This is a genomic window from Pseudarthrobacter sp. J1763 (genome assembly GCF_050490295.1).
GTDB lineage: Bacteria > Actinomycetota > Actinomycetes > Actinomycetales > Micrococcaceae > JBNPEO01.
This window is the reverse complement of sequence record NZ_JBNPEN010000011.1, coordinates 70,074-77,543: the sequence shown is the minus strand read 5'-3', so window position 1 is coordinate 77,543 and position 7,470 is coordinate 70,074. Positions and strand designations below refer to the sequence as shown.

8 protein-coding genes and 1 riboswitch are annotated in these 7,470 nt (G+C 57.5%); of the genes, 6 read left to right on the top strand and 2 right to left on the bottom strand.

Going from position 1 to position 7,470, the window contains the following annotated elements; translation table 11 throughout:
* The first annotated feature begins 32 nt into the window (after positions 1-32).
* From ACQQCD_RS11305 to ACQQCD_RS11290, 4 genes are read left to right on the top strand one after another with little or no spacing between them, the layout of a single operon-like run.
* Positions 33-926 carry an ROK family protein gene (locus tag ACQQCD_RS11305; RefSeq protein ID WP_430268496.1) on the top strand — a complete coding sequence of 298 codons (894 nt, stop codon included), beginning with the start codon at positions 33-35 and terminating at the stop codon, positions 924-926.
* Entirely contained in the window at positions 923-1,933 is a 1,011-nt protein-coding gene (locus tag ACQQCD_RS11300; RefSeq protein ID WP_430268481.1) for a 1-phosphofructokinase family hexose kinase, read from the top strand. Before ACQQCD_RS11305 ends, ACQQCD_RS11300 begins: the two co-directional genes overlap by 4 nt.
* Entirely contained in the window at positions 1,930-2,772 is an 843-nt protein-coding gene (locus ACQQCD_RS11295; protein WP_430268480.1) for a class II fructose-bisphosphate aldolase, read from the top strand. Before ACQQCD_RS11300 ends, ACQQCD_RS11295 begins: the two co-directional genes overlap by 4 nt.
* A gap of 42 nt (positions 2,773-2,814) precedes the next feature.
* A complete protein-coding gene (locus tag ACQQCD_RS11290; RefSeq protein WP_430268479.1) occupies positions 2,815-3,609 on the top strand; it encodes a DeoR/GlpR family DNA-binding transcription regulator in 795 nt (264 codons plus the stop codon).
* Position 3,610: 1 nt separating this feature from the next.
* Here ACQQCD_RS11290 and ACQQCD_RS11285 read toward each other — a convergent pair whose 3' ends face one another.
* The gene (locus ACQQCD_RS11285) at positions 3,611-4,288 is read right to left on the bottom strand and encodes a histidine phosphatase family protein (protein WP_430268478.1); all 678 of its coding nucleotides are present in this window, start codon (positions 4,286-4,288) and stop codon (positions 3,611-3,613) included.
* Positions 4,289-4,382: 94 nt separating this feature from the next.
* Between ACQQCD_RS11285 and ACQQCD_RS11280 the strand changes: the two genes are divergently transcribed.
* Positions 4,383-5,141: a CPBP family intramembrane glutamic endopeptidase gene (locus tag ACQQCD_RS11280; protein ID WP_430268477.1), complete on the top strand. Its 759-nt coding sequence runs from the start codon at positions 4,383-4,385 to the stop codon at positions 5,139-5,141.
* Positions 5,142-5,193: 52 nt separating this feature from the next.
* Here ACQQCD_RS11280 and ACQQCD_RS11275 read toward each other — a convergent pair whose 3' ends face one another.
* Positions 5,194-5,832, bottom strand: coding sequence for a VOC family protein (locus ACQQCD_RS11275; protein ID WP_430268495.1), 639 nt, complete (start codon positions 5,830-5,832; stop codon positions 5,194-5,196).
* 152 nt (positions 5,833-5,984) lie between these two features.
* Positions 5,985-6,101, top strand: a riboswitch (SAM riboswitch).
* 51 nt (positions 6,102-6,152) lie between these two features.
* On the opposite strand from ACQQCD_RS11275, the gene ACQQCD_RS11270 reads away from it, so the two are divergent.
* Positions 6,153-7,469, top strand: coding sequence for a bifunctional o-acetylhomoserine/o-acetylserine sulfhydrylase (locus ACQQCD_RS11270; RefSeq protein ID WP_430268476.1), 1,317 nt, complete (start codon positions 6,153-6,155; stop codon positions 7,467-7,469).
* Position 7,470 lies beyond the last annotated feature (1 nt).

Below are 7,470 nucleotides of genomic sequence, written 5' to 3'. Positions count from 1 at the left end.
GGGGGCTGGATGGGGTTTTTTGTTTTTTTGTCGTGGCCCTTTTTTTTCTTTCCCCCCCCCCCCCCCCCACGCCCCGTGATCCGCAGCGTCCGGCAGAGGCAATATTGGACAGTATCGCCGGGCTTGCCGGCGTGTACTGTGATGCTTTCCCGGAGCACCATATCGAAGCCATGGGGCTGATTGTCCCTGGCTTAGTGGACGCCGAAGCGGGCATAGGAATTTACTCGGCTAATTTGGGCTGGCGGGATTTCCCTTTTGGTCAAGAAGCTGAAGCCCGCTTGGGTGTCCCGGTCGCTTTTGGCCATGACGTGGGAACTGCAGGTTACGCGGAACTTGAGTTCGGTGGCGCCAAGGACCACCGTGACGTGGTCATTTTGGTGGTTGGAACCGGTATTGCAGCCGCAGTTTTTGCTGCCGGCGAGCCCGTGACCGCTGGCGGCTTCGCAGGTGAACTCGGCCATGCTTTGGTGCCGAACCCTGACGGTGCCGGAACGGTGATCTTGGAATCAGTAGGTAGCGCTGGCGGAATTGCCCGCCGTTACGAAGGCTATTCTGGCCGCGCCGTCTCAGGGGCTCGCGAAGTCAGCTCCCTAGCCATGGACGGGGACCCGCTCGCGATTCGGGTATGGAGTCAGGCAGTAGATGCTTTGGCGTTCAGCATTTCGCAATGTGTCTCGATTATGGGCACAGAAGCAGTAGTTATTGGTGGCGGGCTCGCAGAAGCTGGAGATGCCCTGTTGGAGCCGCTGCGCGTGCGAGTAGACGAACTTCTTAGCTTCCACCGCCGCCCGCAGATTCTGCCCGCAGTATTAGGCCAGGACGCTGGGATCCTAGGTTCTGCTCTGCGCGCCCGCGAACTCCTTGCCCGCCGCGCAGAGGGAAAACTGGAACAGGAAACGCTCGCGGAAGAAGAGGTTTCCCCATGAGTGCAAGCGTGAACATCAAGGGCGGTGCCGGTGATTCAAGCGCAGCTGCCAAGCGTGAACCACGCGTTGTGACGGTAACGCCCAACCCCGCCGTGGATACCACTTATCAAGTCGCAGCCATTGTTCGGGGGGCCAGTCACCGCGTTCCGGGGCCGCTGGTGCGTGCAGGCGGTAAAGGCCTGAACGTGGCCCGTGTGGCCCATCAACTTGGCTTCCCAGTTCTTGCGATTGCCCCAGTTGGCGGAATCGCTGGTGCAGAGTTTTCAGAAGAGCTCAGCGCCAGTACGGTCCCACATCAGCTCATTCCGGTGGCAGCATCCACACGTCGAAGTATCGCCTTGGTCGATGCGAATGATGGCGAGACCAGCATTTTTAATGAGGCCGGTAATCCCCTGACTGTGGACGAATGGCAAAAGCTAGCCGCCGCCGTCGTAGATTCCCTTAGCGACGAAATTCACCCGGCTGGAGTCCTTGTAGGCTCGGGAAGTCTTCCCTCCGGGGCGCCAGCTGACTTCTACCCGGCACTTGTTGCCTTGGGGCACAATGCCGGAGTACCGGTGATTGTAGATACCTCAGGGCCAGGTATTCTCGCCGCAGCCCGGGCTGGTGCGGACCTACTGAAACCAAATCACCACGAACTCATCGAAGCGATGGGTCTCGAGGACCTTCCCTCGGCCGCGTGGGAACTCATCAAACTAGGCGCACGGATGGTGTTAGTCAGTGCAGGGGCAGAAGGAATGATGGCCTTCAGCGCTGAACACCCTGGAAAGTACTGGACGGCACGTTTGCCAGAGCCGCTCAGTGGTAATCCCACGGGGGCGGGCGATGCCGCAGTCTCAGCGGCCGCCGTCGCGCTCGCCCAAGGAGTACGTGATCCGGCCGAAATTCTTCGCCGCGCCACCAGCTGGTCTGCTGCGGCAGTGCTGATGCCCGGCGCTGGTGAGATCTCAGCACGCTTCAGAGAGCTTGAAAAACTTTTGATCCTGACCGAAAAGGAATCGCAATGACTCTAGTAAACACTCGCGAACTGATGGACCAGGCTGCCGCCGCGGGAGTCGGTCAGGGCGCATTCAACGTGATCCACCTCGAAACTATTGAGGGACTTGTTTCTGGCGCCGAGCAGGCCGGACTTCCAGTGATTTTGCAAATTTCGGAGAACTGCGCCAAATACCACGGTGGTATAGAACCGCTTGCTGCTGCCACCCTAGCAATCGCTCGCCAATCCACCGCGCCGGTAGCAGTTCACCTAGACCATGCCGAGGATGAGCAGCTGGCGCTGCAGGCAGTGGACTTGGGATTCGGTTCCATCATGTACGACGGCGCCCACCTGGAATATTCAGAAAATGTTGCAGCCACGCAGCGTGTAGTTAAGTACGCCCATGCGGCGGGTGTGTACGTGGAAGCTGAACTTGGCAAAGTGGGCGGAAAAGACGGTGCCCACGCCCCGGGCGTTTTAACTGACCCGGATGAAGCAGTCAGCTTTGTTGCTGCCACCGGCGTTGATGCTCTTGCCGTGGCTGTAGGTTCCTCCCACGCCATGACCGAGCGGAGTGCTGCGCTGAACCTGGAGCGCATTGCTGCCTTAAAGGCAGCCCTTGACGTGCCCTTGGTGCTGCACGGATCATCAGGTGTCTCAGATGCAAACATCGTTGCGGCCATTGCCGCTGGAATGACTAAGATCAATGTGTCCACACACCTCAACGGGTTTTTTACCAGGGCAGTCCGTGAATATTTGGATGCCAACCCCACAGTGGTGGATTCACGAAAGTACTTGAGCGCCGGCCGCAAGGCATTGGTGCCTGAAGTTGCACGCTTGCTTGCACTCTTCGCCGGCCACGCCGGGTAAAGTCGGGTCACCACTACTATGGCGGCCCCTTGAAAGGACACGATGAACCGCACTGAACGGCTGACAGCCATCTTGGATCTACTCGCGGAGAGCGGGCAGATCGAGGTGGAAGACATTGTCACGCAGTTGGCTGTTTCACCTGCCACCGCGCGTCGTGATCTTGACAGCCTGGCCAAGCAGCGGTTGCTGCAGCGCACGCGTGGTGGTGCCACCACCGGGTCAGTGTCCTATGACCTGCCTGGCAGGTACAACCGCGACGATCATGCCGTGCTGAAACACCAGATTGCTATGGCTGCTTCTGCTCTGATCGAACCAGGCTCCGTGATTGGCCTCAGTGGTGGCACCACCAGCACAGCATTGGCTCAAGTCATTGCCACGCGGGACGATCTCAACGCGCCTGCCAACCGGCCCACACTGACCGTGGTCACTAACGCCATTAACATTGCCGCGCAGCTGGCAGTGAGGCCAAATATCAAGATTATGGTCACTGGTGGAATTTTGAACCCCCGCTCCTATGAGCTGGTGGGCCCATATACGGACACCATTATGCAAAAGGTCGCTTTGGACATCGCGTTTATTGGCGTCAACGGGATCGATCCCGAGCTTGGCCCCACCATCAACGATGAAGGCGAAGCGATGGTCAATACCGAGATGGCCCGACGCGCTGGAAGTTCATACGTTTTGGCCGATTCTTCAAAGATTGGCCAGCGTGCTTTTGCCACGATGGGCGGTTACCAGCTGCGGAACCTCATCACTGATTCTGGCATCAGCGCCGATTCACGTGCAGCCTTTGAAGCACAAGGGATTCGCGTCATCGTTGCGGACAGCGTCGGATAGCTCAAAACAGCATGGGTGGAGCGTTGAGCACCGTTGCGGTTTCTTCGCGGTTGACCCACTGGGTAAAGGGACGGTCTAGCTTGTACTTTCCGTCAGCGCGGTGAAGCGTCCGAATTTCGGCATTCTCTGGGTTGTTCAGCGATTCAAAGTATTCAACCGACCAGTGAAACCAGCGCATACAAAACAAGCGCATGGTTAATCCGTGTGTGACAAACAGTGCGTTGGGGGCGTAGTTCTCTTTGGACCAGTGCCGGTACAGGGTTTCCATAAACGAGGAAATGCGGTCGTACACGTCGGAGCCGGATTCTCCTTCGCGGAAGCGGTAGAAGAAGTGTCCGTAGGCGTTGCGAAGTTCTTTTTGGTCTGCAATATCCCCGGCGATCTGGAAATTAGCCCAGTCTTGTTCGCGCAGCCTGGGCTCTTCAATCACTCGCTCCGCCAAAGAACCGAGGTTGAGGGCTTCCAGTGTTTGGTAGGCACGCAAGTAGGGCGAGACGTAAACACAAACTGGCTGCCCATCTAATTGACGCCGGATTTTCTCGCCGGCTTCTTTGGCTTGTTGTACGCCTAGCTCGGTCAGTGGGATGCGGTAATCCGGCACCCTGTTATAGATGGTGGTGTCCACATTGGCCGCCGATTGACCGTGACGGACCATAATGATTTGCTGTGGAGCGCTCATAGTCCCCAAGCATATCCACGTGGACGGGCAACTCAGAGTTGGTTCACAGGAAAGTTGGAGCATCACCATGGGTTATTCACGGCAAGATAGTGAAATGCTTACCCCTGCGCGCAAAAGACTGCGGCTTGAAATCCTGATTGTGCTTGGGCTTTCGTTGGGGCAATCAGCGGTCTATTCGGTAGTGCAGTTGGCTGACAAGATGAGCCAAGGCCCGCTGAGTCAGTCGACGTCTACACTCAATGCCTCGAGGAATAACCGCGAGTTCTTTGACGCTCTATACCAACTTTTGGACATTGGTTTCTCGCTGGTGCCGGTGTTGTTGGTGATCTACTTTTTAGCAGGGGAGGGGCCGGGTGCCTTAGCTCGGCTTGGGCTAAAGCGAGGTTCTCTGGGCTCGCTGGTCAAAGACGTATTGACTGGTCTGGTCTTGGCCGCGGTGTTGGGTGCCGGAACTCTGGCACTGTACGCCGCTGGCCGAGCAGCTGGAATTACGACGGCGATTATCCCCTCCGCCTTGGACGCTCACTGGTGGACGGTGCCGGTTTTGATCCTCTCCGCGGTGCGCCACTCAATTCTCGAAGAAGTTATTGTAGTGGGCTATTTGTTGGCCCGCTGGGAGAAATTGGGCTGGCGGGTTCCGGCAGCCATCATTGTTAGCTCGCTGTTGCGCGGTAGCTACCACCTGTATCAAGGGTTCGGACCGTTTATTGGCAACGTGGTGATGGGTTTGCTCTTCGCGTGGTTGTACTCGCGTCAGTGCAGATTGGTTCCGCTCTTGGTGGCGCACGCGCTCCTGGATATTGCTGCCTTTGTAGGTTTCAGCCTCTTTGGCAAAGCAATCGGCCTAGGCTAACGCGGAACGCTAACTCAGGCCGATCGATTTTATGCTTGCAGAAGTGTGAAGCCTAGATGGTGACAGCTCCGTTGGGAGTGTTGAAGGTGACGGACATAATGCCAGGTGTGCCGTGCGGTGCTACCCACTCAACGGCTACATCTTCTAGAGGCTGTTCTACTGGCTCACCCAACCATTCGGTAACGCGCTCAGCTGAGCCCGCGATAGTCAGTTTGGACATCGCGATTTCGCTGTTGTAGACGTTGGAAGGGTGCAGTTGCGGGTCACCCTCCCACTTGAGCATGTAGGGGACCTGCGGGTCTGCAATCAGACCGAGGATGCCAATCTGGTGCCACATCAATTCGCGGCCGTCAGGGAATTTGCGGTTGCCCGGGACTGCTGCTCTGCCAAGTCGCTGTTCAAAGGGGGAGAGGTCCTCGACTTCCACACACCATCCCATCCAGCCACCGCCGGCAGCGGAACGGGCGCGCACAGCTTGTCCAAACGGGGCTTTGTCCGAAGCGGGGTGGTCTAGGACCTCCACCACTTCAAGATAGGTGTGCCCAGAGAGGGGAATGATCATGTTACGAGTACCGAAGCGGGGATGCACTCCGCCACGGACTGCATCTACACCTAAGGCGGCGGAGATTCGTTCGGTAGTGGCCGTGAGGCCGTCGGTTTCACAAGCGTAAGAGACGTGATCCATGCGCATGCCATTCATCTTGGCACTTTGTGATGGAGGTCTCAGCTAAGGCTCACCTAAGCGTTATGGGATGTCCCTACATTCTGTGTGGTCGCAGTCATCTTCGTCATATTTGTCACACGCACTGGAGACTGCAGCTCGCGGGGCCTACTCTATAAAAAGGTCATGAGTGCCAGCGCTAAACCCCGGTTTGCTGGCCGGCAACCCTCTTCTAGCGGTGGGGTGCCCCGGGTGAAGACCAGGTTTCGCGGCAACGGGTCGCGGAGCAAGCGCGGTCCGTTCGCCTCAGTCTCGGCTAGAGGTCTCGGTCCTTAACCTGAGGAACGAACATGTCGAATTCATGGTCCTTTGAAACCCGTCAGATCCATGTTGGTCAGGAACCAGATGTCGCTACCGGCGCCCGGGCACTGCCGATTTATCAGACAACTTCTTTTGTTTTTCCTAGTGCCGAGAGTGCAGCCAATCGTTTCTCGTTGAGCGAGCTAGCCCCCATCTACACCCGCATTGGTAACCCCACGCAGGATGCGGTTGAGCAGCGAATCGCTAGCTTGGAAGGCGGCATTGGGGCGCTCCTTCTGAGCTCGGGCCAGGCTGCTGCAACTTTGGCAATCCTCAACGTTGCCGAGGCTGGCGATCACATTGTGGCGAGCCCCAGCCTCTACGGCGGAACGTACAATTTGCTGGCGCACACACTCAAAAAGTTCGGTGTGGAGGCCACCTTTGTGAAGGACCCGGACAATCTTGACCAGTGGCGTGCGGCTGTCAAACCGAACACCAAATTATTCTTCGGTGAGGTAGTTTCTAACCCGCGCCAAGATGTACTGGACCTTGAAGGTATCTCCGCTTTGGCACATGAGATCGGCGTTCCGCTGATTGTGGACAACACTCTGGCCACCCCCTACCTGATTCGTCCCATCGAATGGGGAGCAGACGTCGTCGTTCATTCGGCAACCAAATATTTGGGTGGCCACGGCAGCGCAATTGCTGGTGTGATTGTGGATTCGGGAAAGTTTGATTTCGCTGCTTATCCGGACCGTTTCCCTAATTTCAACACCCCAGACCCCAGCTACAACGGGCTGGTTTATGCACGGGATCTTGGCAAGGATGGCGCCCTCGGGGCCAACCTATCCTTCATCCTTAAAGCTCGAGTTCAACTCTTGCGGGACCTCGGCGCAGCAGTGTCACCATTCAACGCATTCCTCATTGCTCAGGGACTTGAAACGCTGAGCTTGCGCGTGGAACGCCACGTGGAGAACGCGGTCAAAACGGCCCAATGGCTTGAGGCTCGCGACGATGTAGTCTCTGTGGCTTACGCCGGTCTCGAGTCCAGCCCGTGGTTTGCCCGCGGTCGCAAATACGGCCCTCGTGGAACAGGTGCAGTGGTCTCGTTCGAATTGCCCGGTGGTGTTGAGGCTGGAAAGCGATTTGTGGACGCTTTAGAACTGCACTCGCATGTTGCCAACATCGGCGACGTCCGCTCCTTGGTGATTCATCCCGCCTCCACCACTCACAGCCAGCTCACACCGGAACAGCAAGCGGTTGCCGGTGTAACACCCGGTCTGGTCCGACTCTCCGTGGGAATCGAGCACATCGATGACATTCTTGCCGACCTCGACGCCGGCTTCCGCGCTGCCAAAGGCAACTAGC